This is a genomic window from Methyloversatilis discipulorum, from assembly GCF_000527135.1.
Lineage (GTDB): Bacteria > Pseudomonadota > Gammaproteobacteria > Burkholderiales > Rhodocyclaceae > Methyloversatilis > Methyloversatilis discipulorum.
Map to the genome: position 1 here is coordinate 4,164,043 of NZ_AZUP01000001.1, position 26,150 is coordinate 4,190,192.

Sequence of the window (26,150 nt, forward strand, 5' to 3'; positions counted from 1 at the left end):
TTCGCGACGAAGCGCCGGGCCGATGAGCCTGAATGCCAACAGACCTTAGAGCAATTCCTTCGGGATGTTTCCACCGTTCTCGGCCAGCTTCTGCAGCACGGTCTTGTGCAGCCACATATTCATCTGCGCCGAGTCGCTCATCTTGTCCTGCGGGCAGCCCAGTTCGGTCGCCAGTGTTTTGCGCGCGTCGAGGCTGCTGTCCAGACCGAGCAGCTTCATCAGGTCGACGATGGACACCTTCCAGTTCAGCTTCTGCGTATTGGCCGCGGCCAGCGCCTCGAGCTTCGATACGACATCGACCGGAGAAATGGCGACCGGTGCCGGCGCGACCGGGGCAGCGGGCGCACTTACGGGTGTCGATGCCGGTGCGGGTGCGGGCGCGGCAGCCGCAGGTGCATCGTCCTTCTTGCCGAAACCGAGCTTTTCCAGAATGGTGTTGAACAGGCCCATGGCGGACTCCTTCTATTGGCGGGTGAGTGACGCCCCCGGGGATGCGCGTGAAACCCGGGCGGAGAGCCCGGTGCTGTGCGTGGGGGCGGGCGATGCATCCGGCGTGAGGCCGGGTCAGGCGGGTTCATGCTAACAGCCTTGCGCGTCGACCGTCACCCTGCGGTGCGCTGGCTTCAGTCGCCCGGCATCGCGCTCATGTTCATGTACGACAGTTCCCGGATGCGGCCGTCCGGGTCTTCGAAGCCGTGGCCGTGGATGAAACCGGGGACCCGCGGCGCGCGCCGCACCGATGTTCTCCGGATTGGCGACGGCGACGCTGCACAGCTCTGTCGGCGGGCCATACTTCCGGCCAGTGCCGCGCAGCGTCGAAGCGGCGTCTGGTCGATGCCGGCGCACGAAGTTGTCATGACACAGGCAGAGCGGTCGGGCGCGCCCACGTCGCGCGCACCGTATCGCCCGCTGCGACAAGGGAGCAGACGGTGAATACACAGGACGATGTACTGATTGCCAATCGCGCGATGCTGGTGCATTTCGACAGCTACAGTGCGGCGCTGGTGTTCGCGAAATGGGGCGACACCTTGCTGGCGCCGGCCCCGCTGCCACCGTCGGCAGCCGCACTTGCTCCGTCCGGCGGAACGGCCGCGATCAAGGATGGCGATGCAGTGAAGGCGGCGGTGGTTGCCCGGCTCGGGTTGAACCCGGTCGAGCTTGAGCTTGCCGTCGACTTCGATCACCAGGTATCGACCGACGCCGGTCCGATTCGCGTGCATCTGCTGCGCTTCACCACCTTCGAGTCGCCGAAGGCCGCACTCGAGCCGCACGGTGGCGTGTTCCGTCCGATCAGCGCGCTGCGCGGCGGCGCGCCGGTCGAACTGCTGCTGGCGCGGGAGGTGTTCAACCTGATCATCGGTGCGGGCGGCGGCAGGGCCTGAGCAGCGGCATGGGCGTCGACCGGGTGACGTCGTCCTGATCGGCCGTACCCCGGTCCGGGCGCTCATGATGGCGACGGAGCGGGTTCTCTGTGGGAGCGGCCTTGGCCGCGACAGGGCCGATGCCGTCCGCCGGCCTCGCTGCAGGCCGCTGTCGGGGTCAGAAGACCCCTCCCACAGAATCCCGGCCCAGGCGCCGGGCGTGACTTGGGCGTCTTCCCCGTGGGAGCGGCCTTGGCCGCGACTGGGCCTTTGCAGTCCTCGGGCTTCGATGCAGGCCGCTGTCGGGGTCAAGACCCCTCCCACAGAACACCCGCCTTGACTCCAGCCAGGAATCAGGCGCGATCCCTGTGGGAGCTTTCTTCTGACCGCGACGCGGCCGCGACACCGCGCCCGGCGCAACCCTCAGGGCGCAACTTCCGCAATGAAGCGCACGATTTCCGCATTGACCTGATCGGGATGTGTTACCGGCGCCATATGGCCCAGCCCGGCGAACTCGACGACCTCCACCTTTGGGAGTCGCGGTATCAGTGCATTCGCCACTGCATGCACCGACGCCGGCGACGAGGCGCCGAGCATGTAGAGCACCGGCATATCCAGCGCGGCGAAGGCCTCAAGCGGCGTTGGCTCGGTGGTCAGCGCGTGCGCCCAGCGCCGCACATTGCGCATCGATTCCGCGACCGCCTGCCGGCGCGGCTCGGGCATCGCAGCAAAGCTGTCGTCGCCCATCCAGTAGTCGATGAAATGGCGGGCCGCCTCGTGCAGGTCGCCGCCGTCCAGCGCGGCCACCGACGCCGCCACGGCGGCGTGTATGCCCTCGGTGCCGTTCGGCTGCGGCTGCCGCGCGTCGACAACGGCGAACAGCGTGGGCTCGTAGATCGCCAGCGCGCGCACGCGCTCGGGCCAGATCAGGGCGGCGACCAGCGCCACCGCCGCGCCGTAGGAATGGCCGACCAGCACGAAGGACTCGCCCGACTCGTCGAACACCGGCGCCAGGAAATCGACTTCGTCGCTCAACGCGATCCGGCTGTCCGAAGGCCAGTCCGGGCTGCGCCCGGCGCCGTAGAGGTCGGGCGCAAGCACCCGGTGGTCGGCGGACAGCAGATCCATCACGCCTCGCCACTGCACCGAACTGCTGGCGTTCGCGTGCAGGCAGATCACCGACGGGCCGGCTCCCGATGCGCGGACATGAGGGGCGTGAGCGGTCATCGCGCGCCGCAACAGACGCTAGAAGGTCGCCGCCAGCGCGGCGGCCCGCGCTGCTGCCTCGGCACGCGAGCCGGCATCCACCTCCGGGCCATACAGCGTCTTCTGCACGAGGACGTGCTCGACCTCGGTGATGCCGACCATGCGCAGCCACAGGTCGAGATACTGGCGCTGCAGATCCCATTCCGCCGACTTCAGCGCATCCGGCGCGTCGCCCACCTCGACGCCGCGCGCCAGCACCAGCACCGCCTTGCAGTGCCCCAGCGTGCCGAGCTGACCGCGCTCGTCGAAGGTGAACAGCAGGTCCTTCTGCGACACCACGTCGATCAGCTGCTTCAGCTTGTACGGAATCGAGTAATTCCACATCGGCGCGCTGATCAGCAGCCGGTCCGCCTGCTGGAACCGCGCCGCCAGCGCGCGGATCTGCGCCCACGCCGCTGCCTGCGCGTCGGTCAGCGGCGTACCGGTCAGGCCGGCGTATTTCGCATCCAGCGCCGCGCCATCGAATTCCGGCATCGACTCGGACCACACATCGAGCACATCCACCGTGCCATCCGGGTTCGCCGCCTGCCAGGCGTCAATGAAGGCGCGCGCGACCTCGATCGAGGCGGAGCGTTGCTTGCGGGGGGAGGATTCGATGTGGAGGAGGTGGGGCATGGGGGCTCCGGGGGCAAATGCTCAGACGAGAGGGGGAAAGCGGTTACAGCACCGGTCTGCGCGGTGCCGGTAGCGGGAGTGCCATGCCTGCGATGTGAGCGATCAGGTAGCGGCGCAGTTCCTGCCACGGAATTGTCTCGCCTGAAGCGAGGATGCGTGCGTAGCGATCCTTCGCCACGTTGACCGCGCTGGCTTCCTGTTCTGCTGGACAGGTCTTCTCGGCGTTCGCGTCGTGGGCGAATGCGTCGGTCGTATCCCTCGCGGGCTTCGCAGTTGCTGCAACCCGAGCCTTCGGATCGTCGGGAAGTTCTCTGGTCTCGGTCGGCATGGCTACGTTCTCGAGGAAAGGACGGCGCTCAGTATCGAAGCGTTGCCGGGCGGCAAAAATCCGCTGCTTGAGCGCAGCCGGGATTCAACGCAAAAAAGCCCCGCCAGACTGTCATGGATTCGGCCAGTACAAAAGAATGATGGAGTCACCCATCCTGACCGCGCCGCCAATGATCAGAATCCATGCGAGCAATGGCGAGACGACGAGCTGCGCAATTCGCGGTCCGTACGAACCGAACATGGCGAGCATGAAATCCATGAACATGATTCGCTTGTGATCGCTCTCTAAGCTTCGGCGGAACTGCTCAATTTCTCGTTGCGTTTCTTTTTCCTTGAGTTTGTCGAAGTGGCGCAACAGGAGACCAATGCAGAAGACAAACAATCCCGCCAGGAATCGTTCGAGGAGTGGAGTCATGGTGAGCGATGAAAGGGGAACAGGCGTCGCGCCAGCTAAATTCGATGAGTTCTCTTGATGCGGGCGGAGCTCGTCCCCGGCGATTGCTGCCAAAAAAGAGGCGCGGAGTTGAAAGTCAAAATAAATCCGCCGCATGTTCTCGCGTCATAGTGTCTCGTTCTTAAAAACTTCGACTGTTCCCTATTCCCCCCAAGCGGTACGAGTCAAGACGCCGGGACGATTCAGGATTTCTGTCGGGATCAGGCGCAGTGCTGTTTTTTGTGACGGGCAGCGAAGCCCACCAGGCAGAGTCCGGCAAGCATTAGCGTGTAGGTTTCGGGTTCGGGAACGAGGGTTAGCACATATGCCCGAGGAGAGATCGTGTTGACGTCCTCCCAGGCTTGAATAAGAACATTGTTGTGATCGTCCACGTCGATAATATCTACTGAGAAGTGTGACACGCCCGTGGCTTCATCAAGCAAGGACTTGATATCGAAGCCTTTGTGATTGATCTGAATAAATGGAGTGCTCAGGCTGTCGGAAGTTACGGTCAAGAAATAGGCCGGTTGGCCAACACTTCCCGATTGGGCGACCTGATAGAAGTAGTCGGTGTGACTTATGGTTCCCCACACCGTGCCAAGATTGTTAATCCCTGCAGTTTGGATATGGTTGAAGCTCAGATTTGCCATTGGATCGTTCAGATCAAGCGGAAGGGGTAAGATTTCCACCTTGCCTTGCTGTTCCACAAACGCTCTCCCATCCAGCATTAGCGCTCCGCCACCCGCTGAAAGCAGCGTCCCATCGGGAGCTTGCGCGGAATGAAAGACGAATACCGCGTTTTCGATGGTCCCGGCAATTGCTCCAGATTGGTTCATCGGCCTTGTTGCGAGCGGAAAATTATTGAGGTACATGCTAGTGGTATTAGGTTCGAAACCCGTAGGTGTCGGCAAAATTGGGGCGGCGAATTCGTGATAAGTGCCGTCGGCGTCGACACGAAATACTCTTCCCCCTTCTGTCGTACTTATATTTCCGGCGAACCCGCCGTCCCCATTCATGGCTACACCGGTTACTTCTCCATTGTTGCGGTTTGGGTGTGTGAACGTTGTGGAACCTAGGTGGCTTTGTCGGATTACTGAATAATCCAAGCCGTACGCGCTGTGCGCATTGATCAGAATTGAATGGTCGCTGCCAACCCCGATGACCCGACTGTGTTGCATGGGAATTTCGTCGTGTAGGTCACGATATACGCCGTCACGATAGGTGAAGCCGACTGAAGCGCTCCCGATATTGTTCGTCGCGTCATACCAGCCGTAAACTGTTCCATCGCTCGTCAGCCCGATAGCATGAGTGGAGCCGATGAGCTGATAGGGATCATACGATGATTGACGTGGTATCTGGATTGGTGTCCAAGATGACCCATTGATCAGATAGCTATTCGTGCCCTGTGTCGTTAAGGCGTTCACGATGATTTGTCCTGAAGCGTTGATAGCCCGAGGCAAAATTAAAGTGGCATCTGTAATGTTGCCAAGATTCGTGAGATTTCCGTGTTGGTAGACGACCAGCGAAGATGGTCCATTCTCTGAGTACGCGGTTCCAACGATTTCGCTCGGAGATGACCAGGCCCAAGGGGAAAAATTACCTATCTCGGTGACATTAAAATCAGTCTCGGCGCAAACTGCTGTGTTAGCAAGACCGATAAGAATGAAAACAATATTTTTCATTTTTCTCTTACATCACGGTGGGGACAGGGTTTTTGGGAACAGATCACGGTTCTGATATCGAGGGGCAGCGCGAGGATCATGCAACTTCGCGCGTGAAACGAGACGTACGACGCATGATTGCCTGTCGCGTGATTCAACGCCATCCGCCGATGGTCTGACGCGCATCTTCACATCGCTGTCACATGCAGCCTCACCCCCAGCGCCCGCGCAACCTTCTGCACCGTGGCAAAGCTCGGGTTGCCATCCTCGCTCGGTCCTCGACACAGGCTTTCGAGGCTCAGGTCGGTGTGGCGAGCGACCTGACTCATGCCTTTGGCGCGGGCGACGTCACCAAGTGCGCGGGTGATTCCGGAAACGTCGTCGGCGGCATCCTCGAGCCAGGCGTCGAGGTAGGCGGCCATTTCTTCCGGCGTGCGCAGATGCTCTGCCACGCAATAGGGCGAGGTGCGCAGCTGCGGCGGTGCGGTCTTCTTCGAGGCGGTCATGCTTCTTCTCCTTGGGCACGGGCCAGCCGGATTGAGCGTTCGATGTCCTTCTGCTGCGTTGACTTTTCGCCGCCGGCCAGCAGGAGAAGCAGGACGTTTCCGCGCTGACTGCAATAGACGCGATAGCCGGGATCGGGCTTACGGATTGTCCGGTGACCGTGCTCGGGCTGACATTGGTCGAAATGCCTATGTGCTGAGTTCGTGGCGGCATACTCCGCCAACGGCCCCCGCAGGGGCGCCAGATCGGTCTCGCCGAATTTCTCCAGCGCCGCTTCGTCGTTGTCGAGAACGCCTTCCGCCAGGGCAGCTTTCGTTTCAGGCAGCGCGACGAAGCCTTTCTCTACGCCGCGCAGTCGCGACAGACCTCGGTGGTGGTCACCTCAGCGCACGATGTAGCGTACTTTTCCGACGACGTGGTCGGCGGGTACAAAACCCCACACCCTGCTGTCGGCGCTCTGGTCTCGGTTATCGCCCATCACGAAGTAGTGGTCTGGCGGCACGTCGCAGGTGAGCCCGTCAGCTTCGTAGATGCACCGGTCTCGATGCGGAAAGTCGACGACCATCGAGGCTGTGTCGCGGGCTTCCTGCTGCCGGATGATCGAATATTCGATGTCGCCCTGTGATTCCACGAAGGCGCGCAGCCGCTCGGAAGTCTTCGGATCCATGAAGTCGGCTATTTGGCGCAAGGCGAGCGCCTCGCCGTTCACCACCAGACGGCCGCCCTTGTAGCTCACCTTGTCACCGGGGAGGCCGATCAGGCGCTGAGCGAAGGGCACGGATCTGTCCATCGGAAATTCGAAGACGATGATGTCGCCGCGAACGAGCGGCGAAGTGATCGGTGAGCGGTGGACGTTTACGCCGAAGAGGCTGTAGTTTCCATAACCCCATTTCTGGGTGATCAGCAGGGCGCCCCGCGGAATGGTAGGGAGCATTGCCGAAGACGGATACCTGTTGGGCTCTACGACGAACGCTCGGACAGTGATGACAATCAGGAACACCGCTGCCATCGCGCCGAGCAGGCCGTACCAGCGGCTATAGGCGGGACGGCGCTTTCCGTCCGGATAGGTCCTCGCAAGATGGTAGGCGTGTGCCGCGCACGCGAGAAGGATGGCGAACTGGATCAACACGATCAGGTTCTCGCCGGACTGGGCGCGGGAATAGATCGCGCCCAACACGCCCATTGTCAGGGCGAGCAGGAAGTAGAAAAGCGCCCACCCGGGCCGTGCAACATAGAGCATGGCCCCCGGCTGCAGGAATATCCCCAGCAGCACCGCGACCCAGCGATTCGGTTTGGCGTTCATCGCATCGATTTCCTGTTTGTTGGTATGCGTTCCCCGAAACTGGACTTCGCTATCGCCCGTGTGATGCCTTTACTCCCGAGGTCGACGTCCCGTTCGAATAGTGGAGGGCGCCGAATGGAGCTCAGCTTCGTATCGCACCGAGGTGGGCCGGGAAGCTTCGATCAATGGCCGTATCCGGATGCCGACAACATGGCGGCGAACGCTACCAGAGGCGCGAAGAGGATGCCAGCAGGATTTCAGCCCGAACCGTGCAGCGGGATCGATTGATCCCGCTCACTCCGCCAGCGGCTCCAGCAGCGCCGCCAGATCGTTCTCGCCGAATTTCTCCAGCGCGGCTTCGTCGTTGCCGAGGATGCCTTCGGCCAGAGCGGCTTTCTTCTCCTGCAGGGCGACGATGCGTTCTTCGATGCTGCCGGCGACGATGAGCTTGTAGACGAAGACCGGCTTGTCCTGGCCGATGCGGTGGGCGCGGTCGCTGGCCTGGTTCTCGGCGGCGGGGTTCCACCAGGGGTCGTAGTGGATGACGGTGTCGGCGGCGGTGAGGTTGAGGCCGACGCCGCCGGCCTTCAGGCTGATCAGGAACACCGGTACGGTGCCTTCCTGGAAGCGGCGCACGACGGCTTCGCGGTTCTGCGTGTCGCCGGTCAGCATGACGCAGCCGATGCCGGCCTCGACCAGCTGTTCGTGGATCAGGTCGAGCATGCCGGTGAATTGCGAGAACACGAGCACCTTGCGGCCTTCGGCCAGCAGGTTTTCCAGCATGTCCATCAGCAGATCGAGCTTGGCGCGTTCCTTCACGCGGGCGGCGGCGTCGGACTTCAGCAGGCGCGGGTCGCAGCACACCTGGCGCAGCTTGAGCAGCGCGTCGAGGATGACGATGCGCGCGCGGGCGAAACCGCGGCTGGCGATTTCTTCGCGCACCCGCTTGTCCATCGCCACCCGCACGGTTTCGTACAGGTCGCGCTGGCGGCCGGTCAGTTCGACCGTGCGCAGCACTTCGGTCTTCGGCGGCAGATCGGCGGCGACGTCGTCCTTGCGCCGGCGCAGGATGAAGGGCGCCACGCGGCGCGCCAGCAGTTCGCGGCGGATGGGGTCGCCGTGCTTTTCGATCGGCGTGCGCCAGCCGCGGGTGAAGTCCTTCTGTTCGCCCAGGAAGCCGGGCAGCAGGAAGTCGAACTGCGCCCACAGTTCGCCCAGATGATTTTCCAGCGGCGTGCCGGTCAGGCACAGCCGGTGGCGGGCACGCAGCAGGCGCACCGCTTTCGCGGCCTGGCTGCCGGCGTTCTTCACCGTCTGCGCTTCGTCGAGGATGAGCAGGTGGTAGTCGTGCGCGGCCAGCTTTTCGTGGTCGCGCCACAGCAGCGGATAGGTGGTGAGGCAGACGTCGTGCTCGGGCACCTGGGCGAAGCGCTCGCCGCGATCGGGGCCGTGCAGCTTGAGTACGCGCAGTTCGGGCGCGAAGCGGGCGGCTTCGCGCTGCCAGTTGAACACCAGCGAGGTCGGCAGCACGACCAGCGCCGGGCGGTCGAGCCGGCCCGCGCGCTTTTCGGTCAGCAGGTGGGCCAGTGTCTGCGCGGTCTTGCCCAGGCCCATGTCGTCGGCCAGGATGCCGCCCAGGTCGTGCGCGCGCAGGTGCTGCAGCCAGGCCAGGCCTTCGCGCTGGTAGGGCCGCAGTTCGATGCCGAAACCTTCGGGCGCGTCGACCGGCGCGACGCCGTGCATGCCGCGCAGGCGTTCGACCCACTGTTCGATTGGCTTGAAGCCCTCGCGCGTCCATTTCGCGTCGAGCGCTTCGGCCAGCCGCGGTGCGTCCATGCGCGACACCTGCAGCGCGCCGCCGGCGGGGCTGTCGAACAGGTCGACCAGGGTGCGCGCCAGCGGCTTGATGCGGCCGGCTGGCACGATGATGCGTTCGCCTTCGGCGGTGAAGAGATCGGTCGTGTCCTCGTCGCGCATGCGGTCGAGCGCGATCGGGTCCAGCCAGCGGCCGTCGCGTTTGAACAGCGCATGCAGCAGGGGTGCCAGGTCGAGCCGGCGGCCGCCGACGTCGATGCCGAGCGACAGTTCGAGCCAGCCGTTCTCGTTCTCGTCCAGTTCGGCGTGCCATTCATCGACCACCAGCACGCGGTGGCGGAAGTCCGGCGGACACTCGATCTGCCAGCCGGCGCGCGTGAGGCGACCGGCGGCGTCGCCGAAAAAGCGTGCCCAGGCTTCTTCGCTCTCCAGTCCGAGCGCGCCGACCGGCAGCGATTCGTACATCTGCAGCCAGCGCGCCTGTACCGGCGCGAAGCCGACTTCACCGAGCAGGGCCAGCGCCGCCTGTTCGGCCGCACTGTCGCGCTTCACGCGCACCGCGCGACCGTTGGGCAGCGTCGCGAGGTCGGAACTGTCGGTGGCGGCGAACTTCGCCTGGCCGTAGCTGAGCGCAACCGTGGCGATGTCGTACAGCGCGTGGCCGAGCGCCTTGTCGTAGCGGCGGTGCGGCTTCACGTGCCACACCGGCAGGCTGGTGAACTTCAGCACCGGGCGCAGTGCTTCTTCGATCAGCGGCAGGCTGGCGGCGTCGCGGCCCAGCGGCGACGGCAGCGCGGGTGCGGCCTGGGCCAGCGCCTCGGCCACCAGCGGCAGTTCGGCGGTGGTGAGCAACGGCAGTTCGAGCACCGCCTGCACCGCTTCGCGCGCCGGGTGGGTGATTTCGCCGGCCAGCCCGCGGGCGACGTCGAGATACCAGGGCGGGTCGGTCGGCAGCGTCCAGTCGGCCGGCGGCGTGCACGCGAGCAGGGCGCGCACGCCGAGTTTTTCGGTCTGCCATTCGAGCTGACCGGCGCGCGCTTCGCCCGGCTTCAGCGGGCGCGCGTCGTCGCTGCCCTCATCGGCGCGGACGAAGCAGCGGCCCGTGTCGAGCGCGGCGCGCAGCACGGCGAGGCCGTCGCTGCCGCGCAGTTCGAAGGGCACGAACACGCTGGTCGCGCGTTTGCGTATCGCGTCGCGCAGCGTGCGGAATACCGGCAGGTCGTTGTCCTGCACGAAGGCGGGCGGCTTAAGCAGCGCCTGCTCGAAGTTGAACCAGGGCTGGCTGTCACCGCCAGGCGTGCTGTCGCGACCGGCGCGGTCGGTGAGCTTGGCCTTGAGCAGGCGCAGGTCGGCCGGCTGGCTGCCGCGCGGCGTGATCAGATAGGCGATCGATTCCTTCGGTGCGGCGCGCTTTCGCGATGCGCCCGTCGGTTCTTCGCTCAGGCGCTTCTGCAGCGTCTGCGCCCAGCGCAGCACCTCGGCGCGCGGGCGCTCGATCAGTTCGCCCTGCTTCTTCGCCGCCAGCAGCAGGCCGACCGCGTGCTTGCAGCGGTTGCCGACCGGGCAGGAACAGCGGGTGGCGATTTCCAGCGTGCGCTCGCCGAAGTATTCGCGCCGCTCCAGCCGCACCGTCACCTGGTAGGGCTGCGGCCGGGTGCCGCGCACCAGCGCGCGCAGCGTCGGCCCCTGCACGTCGATGTCGCCGACCCGCGTCACGTACTGGCTGCCGCGCACGATGGTGTCTTCGGAGAACATTTCTCCGAGCATCCGGTTGTCGAGCTGGGACAGCAGGCGGGTCAGTTCCATCGCGGGCGAGGCACGGCAGCCAAAAAAATGGACGCAGGATTGTAAACCCTGCGCCCCGTCGTGCCATGAAACTGCGGTGTCAGCTACGCGGCCGGATACCCCGCTCGTCTGTATTCAGCGCCGCCGTCGGTGTCCAGCTGACGTGCTGGTGCAGCAGGCCGGCGGCGCCGCGCGCCCGATCGGGGTCGCGCGCCACCACGGCCACCACGCCCTGACCGCCAGCTTCGACATGCACACCCATGCCGCGGTATTGCGTGGTCAGCGTGCGCACGCGACTGTCCTTCTGCGGCATCAGCAGCACGGTGGCCGGACCGTCCGGCGTGTCGAACACGATGTGCCAGCCGGTGCCGCCGGGAACCGGGCACAGCTTCACGTAGCGCACCGCGGTGAGCGGCACCTTGACCTCGGCACCGAAGCTTTCCAGTACCTGGGCGACGCGCTGCGGTTCGATCAGCCGCGTGCTCATCAGCGCCTCCGGCTCGTGCATCACGTGCTCGACCGCCAGCGCGACATGTTCTCGATCAGGCGCGGCGTGCCAGTACTGCACGCCCAGTCCGAGGCTGAGCACCATGCTGGCAGCCAGCGCCCACAGCTTGAGCGGCGAGCGGGTGCGCGCCCGGCTGCCGACCAGGATGCGCTCGGCCAGACCGTCCGGCACGTCGACGGCCACCGTCTGCTGCAACATGCGTTCGCCGGCGTTCACGCGGCGCGAGAAGGCCTGGCAGGCCGGGCAGGCGATCAGGTGTTCCTCGGCCGCTTCCGACAGGCGGCGGGGGTCGGCCAGCTTTTCGCGGCGGAAGTCGATGCAGTTGAAAGTCATGTTCTTGTCGTCAGGGGAGCTCACGATTCGGCCCTCCGCGCCGGCTGGCCGGTCAGTGCGCTGCGCAGCGCCTGACGGGCGCGGGTCAGGCGGGTCATCACCGCGCCTTCGGTGGTGTCCAGCATGTCGGCGATTTCGGCGCACGAGAAGCCGCCGAGCGCCTGCAGCACCAGCGGTTCGCGCAGCGTCAGCGGCAGGCTGCCGAGCAGGTTTTCCATTTCGAAGAGCTCTATCGGTTCGTGGTCGGCGGCGATCTGCAGGTCTTCCAGTTCGACGTCGACATAGTCGAACTGCTTGCGCTCGTAGAGCCGCGCGTGTTCGCGGCGCACGATGGTGATGAGCCAGCTCTTGGTGGCCGCGGAGTCCTTGATGTCGTCCCACGACTTCCAGGCGCGGGCAAAGGTCTCCTGCACCAGGTCCTCGGCGACGAACTTGTCGCGGCACAACCACCAGGCGAAGCGGTACAGATCCGGGCTGAAGGCCCGCACCGCCTGTTCGAAGCTCTTGCGTTTGCTGAATCCGAGTATCACGAAATGGTCCGTGTATGCGCTGACAACCCTGAAGACCGGGAGGCAGGGAGCAACCTTACATGGCTTGCAGAGGAATCGTGCGCGTACGGTCGCAGGGGCCGGGGTTTGTGGGAGGGGTCTTGACCCCGACAGGGGCCTGTATCGATGCCGGCGGACAGTGGTGGCCGTGTCGCGGCCAAGGCCGCTCCCACAGGGGGCGCTAGACCCGCGGCGGGAGCGGGGATCTCGTGGGAGCGAGCTTGCTCGCGATGGCAGCCTTGATTGGAGCGTGAGGCCCGTCGAGGCCGCATCGCGACCAAAGGTCGCTCCCACGAGAGCGCAACCCTGCCGCCGTCAGAGCCGGGATCTGACCCCGACAGCGGCGGTGGCTCGCTCGTGGCGCGCCTACCCGACCATCCGCTCCAGCCAGTCGACCACTGCGGCGTCGCCGCTGAAGTCGTCGACCGCGCGCACCGGCAGTTCAGGTGCGCGCTCGGCCAGCATGCGCGCCAGCGCGTTGCAGGGGCCGATTTCGAGCACGGCGTCGGGCGCGTATTCGAGCACGGTGTCCATGCAGGTGGACCAGTCTATGGTCTGTGCGACCTGGGCCGCCAGCGCGCAGACGGCATCGGCGGCGTCGCGCTGCACGCGGCCGTCGATGCCGGCGATGACCGGAACGGACAGGCGACCGTCGGCCCACGGCGCGAGCGCTTCGGCCAGCGGCGCACGCGCGGCGGCGAGCAGCGGTGTGTGCGACGGCGTGTGCACAGCCAGTCGCACGCAGCGACGGGCGCCGCGCGCGGGCAAGGTGTGTTCGAGTTCGCTCAGCGCGACGCTTGCGCCGCCGACAACGAAGTGGGCGTCGCCGTTGCGGATGGCGATGCTGCAGCCACTGCCGTCGAGCGCTGCGCGCAGCGCCGCTTCGGGCAGTCCCTGCACGGCGAGCAGGCCGGACGGCTGCGCGGTGGCGGCGTCCATCAGTGTGGCGCGTCGGGCGGCGAGATCGAACCAGTCCTTCGGTGGCAGCCCGCGGGCGATCGCAAACGCGCTCAGTTCGCCCAGCGAGTAGCCGGCGAACAGCAGCGGCCTCGGCAGCCGAGGCGCGAGGCGGCGCCAGCGCAGTGCCTGCAGCGCGCTGATCACGACCTGCGCAGTGACGTTGCTGGCCAGATCGTTGTCGCGCAATGCGTCGAGCGCCGGCAGCAGGGCGCGCGTGTCCGCGTCGGCGCGCAGTTCGGACAGATGCTCTGCCGTCTGGCCGCCCTGACCGCTGAACAGCACGACCAGCCTCACGCCGCGCCCTCCAGTTCGTGCAGGAACAGCGTCACCGCCAGCAGGTCTGCCGCGCCGCCCGGGCTGAGCCGGCGGGCGACGAAGGCCGCGTGCGTGGCCTGCGCCTGTGTCGCCCAGTCGTCGGCGAACACGCCGCCCGCTTCGATGAAGGCACGTGCCGCACCCTGCGCGTAGTCGAGGCCGAGGCGGCCGCCGCGCCACAGCAGATTGCTGTCGTCCAGGCGCGCGATCAGCACGAACAGCGCCTGTACCGCGGCGCGCGTTTCGTGCGCTTCGCCGGGCGCGGCGAGTACCCCGCGTAGCGCCGGCAGTGCGGCGTCGATCACGTCCGGAAAGCCCCCGGCCGCCTGTTCGCGCGCACCCGTGGTGCCGTGACGGCGGGCGACGCGGAGACCATGACTGTCGGCCTGCGGCGTGCCGTCGGCGGGGCGCGCGGCGAGGATGTCGGCGCCCCAGCGGTTGGCGACGGTGCGGGCGACGTGTTTGGCGCGGGTGGGTTCGCCCTGTGCCGAAAGCCGAGCGGCCGCGGCGCACAGCAGGCCGAGGTTGAAGATGGCACCGCGGTGCGTGTTGATGCCGCCGGTGGCGGCCAGCATCTGCGTTTCGGCGGCTTGTCCCAGCGTCTGCAGCGTGGCGAAGGCGGCGCCCTCCGCCCCGGCGCGGGCGATATCGCGGAAGTAGTGGCGCAGTGCGAACAGGCTGCGGAAGAAGGTCGACATGTCCATGTCGTCGTGGCTGCCGTTGTCGACCGGGCTGACCAGGCCGGGCTTGGGCGCCAGCGCCACCTCGCGGAAGAGGCTGCGCACGGCGAGCCGGCCGATGCGCTCGCAGTCGGCGACGGGGGCTGGCGTGATCCGCGCCGGCGCGTTCATGCGGCGCGGCTCCGCGCAGTCCACAGTTCGGCGACGTCGATCAGCGCGACGCCGTCGTCCGACTTCGCCAGCACGCGACGCGGTCCGCGACCGTCGAGCGCGGCCGCCAGTTCGCGCCAGGCCACCGCGTACATGCCGCAGCGCACTTCGCCGTCGAGGCGCAGCGGGCTGTCGGTGTTCTGCAGCAGCGTGAGCAGTGCCGGCAGAGCGCCGCTGTCCTCGATGTCGAACAGCAGGTCGAGGTCGCTGCTGGCGCGCAGACAGGGTTCGCCACTCAAGGACTGCCACAGCAGCGAGCCATAGACGCGCGGCGTGAAACCGAGGGCGACGCAGCGACCGGCGAGCGCGTGCAGTGGAGGCCGATGCGCGGCGGGCAGCGTGTCGACCAGCGCATCGAGCGACGGCGGCGGTGCGCAGCGCTCGACGTCGGCGCACGCGGCGACCAGCGACACGCGGCGGCGTTCGCCGGTGCCGGGCAGCGTCAGGCCCAGACGGATGCGCCCGGCCGGCAGGTCGTCGCTGCGCGCGCCCACCAGCGGCCGGCCGGCGGCGCGCCAGCGCTCGACGTCTGCGGCGGCGCTGGCGCAGCAGGTGGCGAGTTCGACCGGCGCGCCAGCGCGCAGCCACACCAGATCGTGACGGCGCGGGCCGTGCATGTCAGGCGCCGAGTGGAACGCCGGCCACGCGCTCGGCCACCGGCTGTGCCAGCGTACGGCCGCCGCGTTCGCGGCCGAGTTCGGCGCGGCGGTCCTCTCCACCGGCTTCGTCAATTGCTTGCCGCAGCGCCTGCGGCCAGTCGTCGGTGTCGGACCACAGCGCGTGGATGGCGCCCATGCGTGCGTAGTTGTCGGCGCCCGGCGCGAACACCGGTGAGGTCTGCGCCAGCGCTTCCAGCCGCTCGGGCGCGATCTTGGTCACGCGCGCCATCGCGCGCAGATCCATCACCTTCACCTGGGCCTCGGGCAGCGCGCAGATGCGGTCGGCCAGCAGGCCGAAGGCGAGAAAGCCGCCGCTGACCGCTTCGCCGTGGATCAGCGTCACCAGCCGGTGACCGCTGCGGCGGGCGAGGTCCACGCAGCGCGCCATGTGGGCGAAGTAGCCGTTCAGGCCGAGCAGTTCTTCGTGACGCGACAGCGCCTGACCCTGGGTCGAGGCGATGAACACGATGGGGCGCGGATCGCCGCTCGCCTGGTCGGCGCGCACCGCGTCGAGCACCGCCTGCGACAGCTTGAGCGCCATGTCGGTGGTGAGCGCGGCGCGGTCGCGGGTGCCGATCACGTGCACCCGGCCGGCGGCCGATGCGGCGTGGCCGGACAGGTTGTGGCCGTCGAAGGCGACCGTGTGGCCGGTCGGAAAGAGGCGGTCAAGCAGGGCGTTCATGCGGCCTCCGTCGGCGAAAGAGGGGCGAGCAGGCGGTTGAAATCGGCTGCGTCGAGCATCGGAATGAGTGCGGGCTCAGGCAGGCCGAGTGCGCGCCAGATGTCGAGCCCGTCGCGCGCGTCGGCGTGGCGTGCGGCGCGCTGCGTCAGCGCGCGCTGGTCGGCATCGAGCGCGGCGAGGTCGCGCGCCGGCACCGGCCGCGCGAGCAGCGAACGCGCGGCGTCGCGGAAGGCGGCGATGTCGTCGTCCACCAGCATCGTCGCGTCACCCAGGCTGCGCCTGAGCTTGCCGCCGGTCACCCGCCACACCAGGGCGCGGTCCTTCGAATCGAATTCGTCCACGCCCTTCACCGTCTCGATCACTTCGGGGCCGGACAGGCCGAGCCGGCCTTCTTCCGACATGACCAGCGCGTCGCACAGCCGGGCGACGATGCCCATGCCGCCGAAGGCACCGCACGAGCCGCCGATCAGGCCATAGACCGGGATGCCGTCGGCACGCGCGGCGAGCAGTGCGCGCATCAGTTCGGAAATGGCGATCAGGCCGGCGTTGGCCTCATGCAGCCGCACGCCGCCGGAGTCGATGGCCAGCAGCACCGCCGCCGGGCGCGTGCGGCGGGCACGCTCGAACAGGCCGCGCAGCTTGGCACCGTGGATTTCGCCGACGGCGCCGCCATTGAATTCGCCCTGCTGGGCGCCGACCAGCACCGGCCGGCCGTCGAGCGTGGCTTCGCCGACCACGACGCCGTCGTCGAAGGCGACCGGCAGGTCGAGCACGGCCAGGTGCGGGCTGGTGAGCCGTTCGTGCGGGCCGCACAGTTCGCGGAAGCTGTTGGCGTCGACCAGACCGGCGATGCGCGCGCGGGCGTCGGCTTCGAACCACGAATGTCGTTGCAGGCGGCTCATGCGCGGTCCTCCAGCGCTTCCAGCGCCTGATCGAGGCGCAGGCTGACGACGGCCGGTGTCGCACCGGCGTCGTTGATGGCAAGTGCGAGGCCGCCAGCGGCGTGGCGGGCGACGGCGTCGCTGAGGACCGCTTCCCAGGTTTCGCGGAAGCCGTGCGCCGAGGTGTTCACTTCGATGTCGCAGCGGTCAGCCATGCTGCCGCGGTCGACCAGGATTTCGAGGTTGCCGGAGGACACGACGCCGCACAGTGCGGCGGCCGCGTCGGCACGCGCGCAGGGCGCGCTCGGCAGCGAGAGGGTGAAGCGTTCCATATCGGTTCTCCGTTCACCAGTTGCGGAAGCGGCGCGGCGGGTCGTACAGGCCGCCGGATGCGCGCACCAGGTCCTTGATGCTGCGTGCGGCGAGCAGGTCGCGTGTGGCGTCGCGCTTGTCGACGCCGATGTCTTCGGGGCGGCGGATGACACCGCGGTCGCGCAGGTTCTCCACCATGCGCGTGTCGCGCGCGCGGCCCACCGGTGTGTAGCCGGCGACGCCGCGTATCGCCTGTTCGCGTTCGGCGGCGCTGCGGCACAGCAGCAGGTTGGCGATGCCTTCCTCGGTCACGATGTGGGTCACGTCGTCGCCGTGGATCATGATGGGCGGCAGGTCCATGCCCATGTCTTCCATCAGCTGCCAGGCGTCCAGCCGCTCGACGAAGGCCGGCGCCATGTGCTCGCGGAAGGTTTCCACCGTCTGCACCACCAGCTTCTGGCCGCGCGTGGCGACGGCATTGCCGGCGCGTTCGCGGCCGGCGCGCAGCCAGGCCGGGCTGGCGTGACGCCGCCCGCGCGCGTCCGAGCCCATGTTCGGCGCGCCGCCGAAGCCGGCGATGCGGCCCAGCGTAGCGGTCGAGCTGTTGCCGGCGAGGTCGATCTGCAGCGTCGAGCCGATGAACATGTCGCAGGCGTACAGGCCGGCGGTCTGGCAGAAGGCGCGGTTGGACCGCATGCTGCCGTCGCGGCCGGTGAAGAACACGTCGGAGCGGGCGGCGACGTAGTTCTCCATGCCGACTTCGGAGCCGAAGCTGTGAACCGATTCGACGAAGCCCGCCTCGATCGCCGGGATCAGCGTCGGGTGCGGATTCAGCGCCCAGTGGCTGCAGATCTTGCCGCGCAGGCCCAGCGATTCGGCATAGGTCGGCAGCAGCAGTTCGATCGCCGCGGTGTCGAAACCGATGCCGTGATTCAGGCGCTGCACGCCGTACTCGGCGTAGATGCCCTTGATCGCCATCATCGCCATCAACACCTGGATCTCGGTGATCTGCGCCGGGTCGCGGGTGAACAGCGGTTCGATGTAGTTGGGGCGCGGCGCGACGACGAAGGCGTCGGTCCAGTCGGCCGGGATGTCGACGCGCGGCAGGCGGTCGAGCTTCTCGTTGACCTGGGCGATGACGATGCCGTGGCGGAAGGCGGTGGCTTCGACGATGGCCGGCGTGTCCTCGGTGTTCGGGCCGAGGTAGAGATTGCCGTCGGCGTCGGCCGCCTGGGCGGCGATCAGGCACACGTCGGGCGTGAGATCGACGAAGTAGCGGCCGAACAGTTCGAGATAGGTGTGGATGGCGCCGATGGCGATGCGCCGCTCCTCGACCAGCCGCGCCAGCCGGTTCGCCTGCGGGCCGGAGAACGAGAAGTCCAGCCGGTTCGCGATGCCGCGCTCGAATACGTCGATGTGCGCCGGCAGCGCCAGCACCGACTGCACCATGTGCAGATCGTGCAGGCGCTCGGGTGAGCAGTCGGCCAGCGATCCGGCGAGGAAGTCGGCCTGCTTCTGGTTGTTGCCTTCGAGGCAGACGCGATCGCCCGGCTCGATCGCCGCTTCCAGCGCCGCGATGATGTCGGCCGCGGCGATCTCGCGGCCGCGGGTGAGCGGCGCCAGCCGTTCGAGCCGGCGCGCCCGGCGCGCCGCACGTTGATTCCAGGGCGCGCCCATCTTCAGCTCCCCTGGTAGTGGTCGGGCAGCCACATCGCGATGCCCGGCATCAGGCACAGCAGCAGCACCGCCAGCAGCATGAGCCAGATGAAGGGCAGCACGCCCTTCATGATGGCCTTCAGCGGAATGTCGGGTGCGATGCCGTTGATGACGAACAGGTTCAGCCCGACCGGCGGCGTGACCAGACCGGCCTCCAGCATGATGGTCATGATGACGCCGAACCAGATCAGGTCGAAGCCGTGCGTATTCAGCGCCGGCAGGATGATGGGCGTCACCATCAGGATGATGGCCACCGGCGGCAGGAAGAAGCCGAGCACCAGCAGCAGCAGGCACACCGCGACGAAGAAGCCCCACTTGCCGATCGGCAGCGTCACCAGCCACTGCGCGGCTTCCTGGGTGATGTTCAGGTTGCTCATGACCCAGGTGTAGAGGAAGGACATGCCGATGATCATCATGATCATGCAGCTCTCCTTCACCGTGCCGTTCAGGATGACCTTGAGGTCGGCCCAGCGGTAGCACTTGTAGATGGTCATCACCATCAGCAGCGAGAAGAAGGCGCCGATGCCGGCCACTTCCGACGGCGTGGCCCAGCCGCCGTACAGCGCGATCATGACGATGGCGATGACGGCGAGGAAGGGCGCGAAGCGCGGCAGTGATTCCAGGCGCTCGGCCCAGCTGTAGTGCTCGTCCTGCAGCAGCGCGTGCGAACCGTCGCCACTGGCGTCGGCCGAAGCGCGCGCCTGTGCCTTCTCCTTCTTGTAGCGCCACATCACGTAGAGCGCGAACAGCAGGGTGAGCAGCAGGCCCGGCCCGACACCGGCCATGAACAGCTTGCCGATCGACTGTTCGGTGGCCAGACCGTACAGGATGAGCGTCAGGCTGGGCGGGATCAGGATACCCAGCGTGCCGCCGGCGGCGATCAGACCGGTGGACAGGCCTTCCGAGTAGCCGCGGCTGCGCATCTGCGGAATGCCCGAGCTGCCGATGGCTGAGCAGGTGGCCGGGCTGGAGCCGCACATCGCCGAGAACACCGAACAGGCCAGCGTGTTGGCGACACCGAGGCCGCCCGGCACGCGGTAGAGCCAGCGGTTGAGCGAGGCGTACAGGTCCTCGCCGGCGCGCGACTTGCCGATCGCCGCGCCCATCAGCACGAACAGCGGGATGGTGAGCAGCGTGAAGTTGTCGAGCTCGGCGTAGATGGTTTCGGTCACCAGCGTCAGTGACGACAGCGGCATGAAGAACAGCATGAACAGCAGGGCCACGCCACCGAGCGCGAAGGCGATCGGCATGCCCGAGAACAGGCCGACGAAGGTGGCGACGGCGAACAGAAGAGACAGCGTGAGCATGTCCATGTCAGGCCTCCTTGCGGCGCAGCGTCTGCAGCGCCAGTTCGAGTGTCAGCGTGGTCATGCCGAGCGCGACGAACAGATACGGAATCCACAGCTTCGGGCCCCACAGCGAGGGGCTGGTCTTGCCGTCGACCCAGGCCTCGTGGAAGAACTCCCAGGCGTTGAAGGCGACGAAGCCGCAGAAAGCGAAGGTGAGTACGTCGGCCAGCTTCTGCCGCAGCCGGTTGATGCCGGCCGGCAGCATGGTGTCGAGCAGGTCGATCGCCACGTGGCCGCGTTCGGCCTGGGTGTGGGCCGCACTCATGAAAGTGGAAATGATGAGCAGCATGACGCACAGCTCGATTTCCCAGTCGGTGGGCCACTTGAGCCAGTAGCGCACCGCGACCTGCCATACCAGGATGCCGGCCGCCACGATGATGACGGCGCCCGACAGATAGGCGGCAAGCCGGTTGAACCGGCGCAGCGCGCCGGCAATCAGCGAGAACATGATGGAACCCTCCCCAGGCCGGTCGCGTTACTTGACCGAAGTGGCCATGTCCATCCAGGTCTTGCCGTCCTTCACTTTCTCGGCGAAGTCCTTCCACGCGGTCTTCTGGGCGAGTGCGCGCCACTGGTTGAACGCGGCCTCGTCCATGTCCACCACCTTGATGCCGGCCTTGGCGAACACTTCGGCGGCGCGCTCGTCGTCCTTCTTCGCCTCTTCCATCGCGAACTTCTCCAGGCTCAGGCCGACCTCGACCAGCACCTTCTGCTGTTCCGGCGTGAGCTTGTTGAAGGTGTTCATCGAAATGAGCAGCGGCTCGAACATGTACCAGAAGCTGTGATCACGACCGGTGGTGAAGGACTTCGACGTTTCGTACAGGCGGAAGCTGATGTGCGAGGTGGAGGAGGTCAGGGCGGCGTCGAGGACCTTGGATTGCATGCCGCTGTAGATTTCGTTCGACGGCACGTTGGTGATGGCGGCACCCGCGCCCTTCAGCATCACGTCCATTTCCTTGCTGCCACCGCGGAACTTGACACCCTTCACGTCGTCAGGCGCCACCAGCGGCTTCTCGGTCGACGAGGCGATGCCGCCGGCCTGCCACACCCAGGTCAGGATCTTGAGACCCTTCTCTTCGAGGTGCTTCTCAAGCTGCTGCCCGATCGGCGAGGTGCGCCAGCGCAGGCCCTGCTCGTAAGAGGTGATCAGGCCCGGCATCAGCGTCAGGTTCACTTCCGGCACCTCGCCGCCGCCATAGGCCAGCGGAAGGACCGACATGTCCAGCACGCCCTTGCGCAGCGCGCCGAACTGGGTGTTGGTCTTCATCAGCGAATTGCCGGGATAGACGGTGATCTTGACCTGACCCTGGGTGCGCTTCTCGACTTCGGCGGCAAACTGCTTGGCGAGGCGGTCGCGGAAGTCACCGTCGGGTGTGGTGGCGGCAGGGAACTGGTGCGAAAGCTTCAGGGTGGTCTGGGCAAACGTCGGTTGGGCGGCGCCCAGGCCGATGGCCAGCAGGGATGCGGAAAGGGTGGTCGCGACAAAGCCGCGCAGGACGGAACGGCGCTGGGATTTCATGCAAGTCTCCTCCAGTCGATTGGATGCATGGTGGTGGTGCCGCACCCCCTTGTTTTATTCGGTGGGGGCTGAGATGCGGCGGATACGTCAGATCATTTCATGTATGTAGAAGTGTCAAACGTGTATACACGATAGGATTCAGTGTATTCATAGTCAAGCTTTGTCTATACTTTTTTGTAATGAGCAAGGAGCCCGACATGGATCACGCCCCGGCGCCACTGCGCCTGTCCGAACAGCTGTGCGAAAAGATCGAGGAACAGATCGTCACCGGCGCGCTGCGCCCCGGTGCCCGGCTGGACGAACAGGAGCTGGCGGCCGAGTTCGGCGTATCGCGCACGCCGATACGCGAGGCGCTGATCCAGCTGGCGTCCGCTGGGCTGGTGGACACGCGCCCGAGGCGGGGTGCGGTGGTGGCCGAGATCGAGCCGCACCGGCTGTGCGAAATGTTCGACGTGATGGCCGAACTCGAAGCGATGTGCGCCCGCCTGGCGGCGCGGCGCATCACCGAGGACGAGATCGCGTCGCTCCGTGCGGCGCATCAGGCCTGCGAAGCGGCGCGCGACGCCGACAATCCGGATGCCTATTACTGGCTCAACGAACTGTTCCATCGCCAGATATATATGGCGAGCCACAACGGCTTCCTCGCCGAACAGGCGATCAGCCTGCACCGCCGGCTGCGTCCCTACCGCCGGCTGCAGCTACGGGTGCGCAACCGGATGAAAGTCTCGTATTCGGAGCACCAGTCCATCGTGGATGCCATCGTCGCTGGCGAGGGTGATCTTGCGGCGGACCGCATCCGCGGCCACATCCAGGTGCAGGGCGAGCGCTTCACCGACCTGGTGGCGTCGGTCAGGCAGCTGAGCGCGGTCGGGGCCTGACGCGAAGCTGCGGCACCGCCTTGTACAAGGCCACGCCGCACGCCATAATCCGCGGCATGCGCCCGACGATCATCATTCCCGCCCCGTATTCCGGCCTGCGCTGGCGCAAGCCTGCCGCCTGAACCGCCCTCCCGGCACGCTCTGCGTGCGCCCAAGCCCTCCCTTCACCATCCGCCCGTTGTCGCAGGCCGTGTCTGTGCGTGCGCCGGATGCCGCGAAGGTTGAGAATGCTCCGAAACACGGCCATCGGAAGAAGCCACCATGCTGTTGATGATCGACAATTACGACTCCTTCACCTACAACCTCGTCCAGTACTTCGGCGAGCTCGGTGAGGACGTGCGCGTGTTCCGCAACGACGAGATCACGCTGGAACAGATAGACGCACTGAAGCCGGACCACATCGTGGTGTCGCCCGGCCCCTGTTCGCCGAACGAGGCGGGCGTGTCGGTGCCGCTGATCAAGGCCTTCGCCGGCAAGTACCCCATCCTCGGCGTCTGCCTCGGCCACCAGAGCATCGGTGCGGCCTTCGGCGGCGACGTGGTGCACGCCAAGGTGGTGATGCACGGCAAGACGGCGGCCATCCACCACCTCGACAAGGGCATGTTCCGCGGTCTGCCCAACCCCTTCACCGCCATCCGTTACCACTCGCTCGCGGTGTCGCGCGACACGCTGCCGGACTGTCTGGAAGTGACCGCCTGGACCGACGACGGCGAAATCATGGGCATGCGGCACAAGACGCTGGCGATCGAAGGCGTGCAGTTCCATCCGGAATCCATCCTGACCGAGCACGGTCACCAGATGCTGAAGAACTTCCTCGACGAGTGGAGGGCCGGCGCATGACGTTCACCCCGAAACAGGCGCTCGAACGCGTGATCGAGCACCGCGAAATCTTCCGCGACGAAATGACCGCGCTGATGCGCCAGATCATGACCGGCGAGGTGTCGCCGACGTTGATCGCCGCCATCCTGATCGGCCTGCGGGTGAAGAAGGAAACGGTGGGCGAGATCGCCGCCGCGGCGATGGTGATGCGCGATCTGTCGATGAAGGTGCCGGTGGACAACACGCAGACCCTGGTCGACACCTGTGGAACCGGCGGCGACGGTGCGCACACCTTCAATATTTCCACCGCGTCGATGTTCGTCGCCGCGGCGGCCGGGGCGCGCGTGGCCAAGCACGGCGGGCGCGCCAGTTCGTCGCAGAGCGGTTCGGCCGACGTGCTGGAAGCGCTGGGCGTCAATCTGAACCTGACGCCGGCCCAGGTTTCGACCTGCATCGAACAGGTGGGCGTCGGTTTCATGTTCGCGCCCAATCACCACAGCGCGATGAAGCACGCGGCGCCGGTACGGCGCGAACTGGGCGTGCGCACCGTGTTCAACATCCTCGGCCCGCTGACCAATCCCGCCGGGGCGGCCAACCAGGTGATGGGTGTGTTCCACGCCGACCTGGTCGGTATCCTGGCGCGCGTGCTGAAGGAACTGGGCTCGCGCAACGTGATGGTGGTGCATGGCCGCGACGGGCTGGACGAACTGTCGATCAGCGGCGACACCTTCGTCGGCGAACTGCGCGACGGCGAGGTGAAGGAATACACCGTACATCCGTCCGACTTCGGGCTGGCGGTGCACGCGCTGGACACACTGCGCGTAGCCGACGTGCAGGCTTCGCGCGACATGCTGCTGGCTGCACTCGACGGCACGCTTCCGCCGGCGCGCGACATCGTGCTGCTCAATGCCGGCGCCAGCCTCTACGTGTCCGGCGTGGCGGACAGCCTGCGCGACGGCGTCGAACGGGCGCGCGAAGCCATCGAATCCGGCGCGGCGCGGCAGCGTCTCGACAAGCTGGTCGAGCTGTCGCGCTCGTTCGCGAACTGAGGCCGCCGATGTCAGACATCCTGCAGAAAATCCTCGCCACCAAGCGCGAGGAAATTGCCGCCGGTCTTGCCGCGGAAACGATGGCCGCGCTGCGCGCGCGGGCCGACGCTCAGGCGCCGACGCGCGACTTCGTCGCTGCGCTGAAGACGCGCGTGGCGGCGAAGAAGCCGGCGGTGATTGCCGAAGTGAAGAAGGCCAGCCCGTCCAAGGGCGTGCTGCGCGCCGACTTCCGGCCGGCCGACATCGCCCGCTCGTACGAGGCCGGGGGCGCGGCCTGCCTGTCGGTGCTGACCGACCGCCAGTATTTCCAGGGCAGTCCGGACTATCTGGTCGAGGCGCGCGCCGCCTGCAGCCTGCCGGTGCTGCGCAAGGATTTCATCATCGACCCGTATCAGGTGGTCGAGGCGCGGGCGATGGGCGCGGACTGCATCCTGCTGATCGTCGCCGCCTTCCTGCCGCCCTCGGGCGAAGCCGACGCGGCGCAGCAGGCCCGCGCGGTCGCCGACATGCGCGCACTCGAGTCGCTGGCGACGGAACTGGGCATGGCGGTGCTGGTGGAAAGCCACGACGCCGGCGAACTGGACCTCGCGCTGCAGCTCGATACGCCGCTGATGGGCATCAATAACCGCAGCCTGCGTACCTTCGAGGTATCGCTCGACTTCACGCTGTCGCAGCTCGAGCGCATTCCGGCCGACCGCGTGGTCATCACCGAAAGCGGCATCCTCGCAAAGGAACACGTCGCGGCCATGCGGGCCCGCGACGTGCATGCCTTCCTGGTAGGCGAAGCCTTCATGCGCGCCGCCGACCCGGGGGCCGAGCTGGCGCGCCTGTTCGACATCGCCTGAGCGGACTCAGCCGCGCGTCGCCTCCGGCGCGCGCGGGCCGTCGCCGTGGCGGTGCTTGCCGTGGTGGCCGTGGCGGCCACCCATGCCGGCCAGCGACTTGGCCGCCTCCTTGCGTTGTGCCGGCGTCAGCACTTCGGCCAGATCGGCCATCGTGCGCGTCATTACCTTCGACGCTTCGTCCATCTGAGCGTGGCGGGCGGCACGCTGCTGCTCGATCTGGCCGCGGTCTATCGTGTCGGCCGACAGCAGCGCCAGCATCTGCTGACGGTCGTCGGTACGACCGGCGTGCAGCTTCTTCATTTCCTCGCCGGACGCCTTGACGATGTCACGGGCGCGCGCCTTCTGTTCCTCGCTGGCGCCGACCTTCGTGAACACGCGCTCCACCATCTGTTCCATGCGCTGGCCCATCGCTTCCGGGCCGTGGTGACGTTCGCCGTGCTTGACCGGATGAGCGCCGCCCTCGGCACCCGGGTGAGCCTGCGCCGGCAGATTGACGGCAACCAGTCCGGCCAGCGCACCGGCGGTGGCAAGACCGGCAAACCAGCGGCCGCGGACAGATGATTTTTCAGGGGTTTTCATGTTCGGTATCTCCATGGGCCGGAACGCTCCGGCAGCGAAGCCAGCTTGTGCCGCTGCTGTGAACCCCGATTTCGAGTGGCGTAACCATTTGTAAAGGTTGACGCCCCGATGGCGATTCCGGCACCGGCGTTCGAGTTGCGGGCGAAATGGGCGACGTTGCTCTGCAACGACGCCGTGACTCACGCCGCATCCCAGTATTGGCGCGGGTTTGCGTCGATTTGCTGCGGTATGATCAATCGCAGATACCGTCTCAAGAACG

The 26,150-nt window shown here is 66.6% G+C and carries 27 protein-coding genes; 5 read left to right on the forward strand and 22 right to left on the reverse strand.

What is annotated here, in order from left to right; all coding sequences use genetic code 11:
• Positions 1–45: 45 nt before the first annotated feature.
• Positions 46–450, reverse strand: a complete 405-nt coding sequence (locus tag METFAM1_RS0119365) for a DUF3597 domain-containing protein (RefSeq protein ID WP_019917215.1) — start codon at positions 448–450, stop codon at positions 46–48.
• A 479-nt stretch (positions 451–929) separates the two neighbouring features.
• Here METFAM1_RS0119365 and METFAM1_RS0119375 point away from each other — a divergent pair, with 479 nt between their 5' ends.
• Positions 930–1,382, forward strand: a complete 453-nt coding sequence (locus METFAM1_RS0119375) for a hypothetical protein (protein ID WP_019917217.1) — start codon at positions 930–932, stop codon at positions 1,380–1,382.
• 402 nt (positions 1,383–1,784) lie between these two features.
• On the opposite strand, the gene METFAM1_RS0119380 is transcribed toward METFAM1_RS0119375, so the two are convergent.
• From METFAM1_RS0119380 to dctP, 20 genes are all read right to left on the reverse strand, one after another.
• Positions 1,785–2,588 (reverse strand): alpha/beta fold hydrolase, encoded by an 804-nt coding sequence (locus tag METFAM1_RS0119380; RefSeq protein ID WP_024300860.1) that lies wholly within the window; start codon positions 2,586–2,588, stop codon positions 1,785–1,787.
• 18 nt (positions 2,589–2,606) lie between these two features.
• Positions 2,607–3,242 carry an FMN-dependent NADH-azoreductase gene (locus METFAM1_RS0119385; protein ID WP_019917221.1) on the reverse strand — a complete coding sequence of 212 codons (636 nt, stop codon included), beginning with the start codon at positions 3,240–3,242 and terminating at the stop codon, positions 2,607–2,609.
• 43 nt (positions 3,243–3,285) lie between these two features.
• A complete protein-coding gene (locus METFAM1_RS0119390; RefSeq protein ID WP_019917222.1) occupies positions 3,286–3,570 on the reverse strand; it encodes a hypothetical protein in 285 nt (94 codons plus the stop codon).
• Between the two features lie 111 nt (positions 3,571–3,681).
• Positions 3,682–4,119 carry a hypothetical protein gene (locus tag METFAM1_RS0119395; RefSeq protein WP_232419839.1) on the reverse strand — a complete coding sequence of 146 codons (438 nt, stop codon included), beginning with the start codon at positions 4,117–4,119 and terminating at the stop codon, positions 3,682–3,684.
• 104 nt (positions 4,120–4,223) lie between these two features.
• Positions 4,224–5,684, reverse strand: a complete 1,461-nt coding sequence (locus METFAM1_RS21265; protein ID WP_081627173.1) for a PEP-CTERM sorting domain-containing protein — start codon at positions 5,682–5,684, stop codon at positions 4,224–4,226.
• A gap of 167 nt (positions 5,685–5,851) precedes the next feature.
• Complete coding sequence (locus METFAM1_RS0119405; RefSeq protein WP_019917225.1) at positions 5,852–6,169, reverse strand: addiction module antidote protein; 318 nt, start codon at positions 6,167–6,169, stop codon at positions 5,852–5,854.
• 380 nt (positions 6,170–6,549) lie between these two features.
• A complete protein-coding gene (gene lepB / locus METFAM1_RS0119410) occupies positions 6,550–7,470 on the reverse strand; it encodes a signal peptidase I (protein ID WP_019917226.1) in 921 nt (306 codons plus the stop codon).
• Positions 7,471–7,743: 273 nt separating this feature from the next.
• On the reverse strand, positions 7,744–11,070 hold the full coding sequence (locus tag METFAM1_RS0119415; protein WP_019917228.1) for a DEAD/DEAH box helicase: 3,327 nt from the start codon (positions 11,068–11,070) through the stop codon (positions 7,744–7,746).
• Between the two features lie 79 nt (positions 11,071–11,149).
• On the reverse strand, positions 11,150–11,914 hold the full coding sequence (locus METFAM1_RS0119420) for a DUF3379 family protein (protein WP_024300861.1): 765 nt from the start codon (positions 11,912–11,914) through the stop codon (positions 11,150–11,152).
• Positions 11,911–12,420 (reverse strand): sigma-70 family RNA polymerase sigma factor, encoded by a 510-nt coding sequence (locus METFAM1_RS0119425; protein WP_019917232.1) that lies wholly within the window; start codon positions 12,418–12,420, stop codon positions 11,911–11,913. The genes METFAM1_RS0119420 and METFAM1_RS0119425 overlap by 4 nt, the downstream gene beginning before the upstream one ends.
• A gap of 384 nt (positions 12,421–12,804) precedes the next feature.
• Complete coding sequence (locus tag METFAM1_RS0119430; RefSeq protein WP_019917233.1) at positions 12,805–13,692, reverse strand: acyltransferase domain-containing protein; 888 nt, start codon at positions 13,690–13,692, stop codon at positions 12,805–12,807.
• The gene (mdcB, locus tag METFAM1_RS0119435; RefSeq protein WP_024300862.1) at positions 13,689–14,564 is read right to left on the reverse strand and encodes a triphosphoribosyl-dephospho-CoA synthase MdcB; all 876 of its coding nucleotides are present in this window, start codon (positions 14,562–14,564) and stop codon (positions 13,689–13,691) included. The genes METFAM1_RS0119430 and mdcB overlap by 4 nt, the downstream gene beginning before the upstream one ends.
• The gene (mdcG, locus tag METFAM1_RS0119440) at positions 14,561–15,220 is read right to left on the reverse strand and encodes a malonate decarboxylase holo-[acyl-carrier-protein] synthase (protein ID WP_019917235.1); all 660 of its coding nucleotides are present in this window, start codon (positions 15,218–15,220) and stop codon (positions 14,561–14,563) included. Before mdcG ends, mdcB begins: the two co-directional genes overlap by 4 nt.
• Position 15,221: 1 nt before the next feature.
• Positions 15,222–15,944, reverse strand: a complete 723-nt coding sequence (gene mdcE / locus METFAM1_RS0119445; RefSeq protein WP_019917236.1) for a biotin-independent malonate decarboxylase subunit gamma — start codon at positions 15,942–15,944, stop codon at positions 15,222–15,224.
• Positions 15,941–16,846, reverse strand: a complete 906-nt coding sequence (locus METFAM1_RS0119450; protein WP_019917237.1) for a biotin-independent malonate decarboxylase subunit beta — start codon at positions 16,844–16,846, stop codon at positions 15,941–15,943. Before METFAM1_RS0119450 ends, mdcE begins: the two co-directional genes overlap by 4 nt.
• A complete protein-coding gene (gene mdcC, locus METFAM1_RS0119455; RefSeq protein ID WP_019917238.1) occupies positions 16,843–17,157 on the reverse strand; it encodes a malonate decarboxylase acyl carrier protein in 315 nt (104 codons plus the stop codon). Before mdcC ends, METFAM1_RS0119450 begins: the two co-directional genes overlap by 4 nt.
• Positions 17,158–17,170: 13 nt before the next feature.
• Positions 17,171–18,814: a malonate decarboxylase subunit alpha gene (gene mdcA, locus METFAM1_RS0119460; RefSeq protein WP_019917239.1), complete on the reverse strand. Its 1,644-nt coding sequence runs from the start codon at positions 18,812–18,814 to the stop codon at positions 17,171–17,173.
• Between the two features lie 2 nt (positions 18,815–18,816).
• Positions 18,817–20,166, reverse strand: a complete 1,350-nt coding sequence (locus METFAM1_RS0119465) for a TRAP transporter large permease (RefSeq protein WP_019917240.1) — start codon at positions 20,164–20,166, stop codon at positions 18,817–18,819.
• A 1-nt stretch (position 20,167) separates the two neighbouring features.
• Complete coding sequence (locus tag METFAM1_RS0119470; RefSeq protein WP_019917242.1) at positions 20,168–20,650, reverse strand: TRAP transporter small permease; 483 nt, start codon at positions 20,648–20,650, stop codon at positions 20,168–20,170.
• Between the two features lie 27 nt (positions 20,651–20,677).
• The gene (gene dctP / locus METFAM1_RS0119475) at positions 20,678–21,721 is read right to left on the reverse strand and encodes a TRAP transporter substrate-binding protein DctP (RefSeq protein ID WP_019917244.1); all 1,044 of its coding nucleotides are present in this window, start codon (positions 21,719–21,721) and stop codon (positions 20,678–20,680) included.
• 197 nt (positions 21,722–21,918) lie between these two features.
• On the opposite strand from dctP, the gene METFAM1_RS0119480 reads away from it, so the two are divergent.
• The 4 genes from METFAM1_RS0119480 (at position 21,919) to trpC (ending at position 25,312) form a co-directional block, all read left to right on the forward strand.
• Positions 21,919–22,599, forward strand: coding sequence for a GntR family transcriptional regulator (locus tag METFAM1_RS0119480; RefSeq protein ID WP_024300863.1), 681 nt, complete (start codon positions 21,919–21,921; stop codon positions 22,597–22,599).
• 261 nt (positions 22,600–22,860) lie between these two features.
• Entirely contained in the window at positions 22,861–23,439 is a 579-nt protein-coding gene (locus METFAM1_RS0119485; protein ID WP_019917246.1) for an aminodeoxychorismate/anthranilate synthase component II, read from the forward strand.
• Complete coding sequence (gene trpD / locus METFAM1_RS0119490) at positions 23,436–24,467, forward strand: anthranilate phosphoribosyltransferase (protein ID WP_019917247.1); 1,032 nt, start codon at positions 23,436–23,438, stop codon at positions 24,465–24,467. Before METFAM1_RS0119485 ends, trpD begins: the two co-directional genes overlap by 4 nt.
• An 8-nt stretch (positions 24,468–24,475) precedes the next feature.
• Positions 24,476–25,312 carry an indole-3-glycerol phosphate synthase TrpC gene (gene trpC / locus METFAM1_RS0119495; protein WP_019917248.1) on the forward strand — a complete coding sequence of 279 codons (837 nt, stop codon included), beginning with the start codon at positions 24,476–24,478 and terminating at the stop codon, positions 25,310–25,312.
• A 6-nt stretch (positions 25,313–25,318) separates the two neighbouring features.
• On the opposite strand, the gene METFAM1_RS0119500 is transcribed toward trpC, so the two are convergent.
• A complete protein-coding gene (locus METFAM1_RS0119500) occupies positions 25,319–25,891 on the reverse strand; it encodes a Spy/CpxP family protein refolding chaperone (RefSeq protein ID WP_232419841.1) in 573 nt (190 codons plus the stop codon).
• Positions 25,892–26,150: the final 259 nt, after the last annotated feature.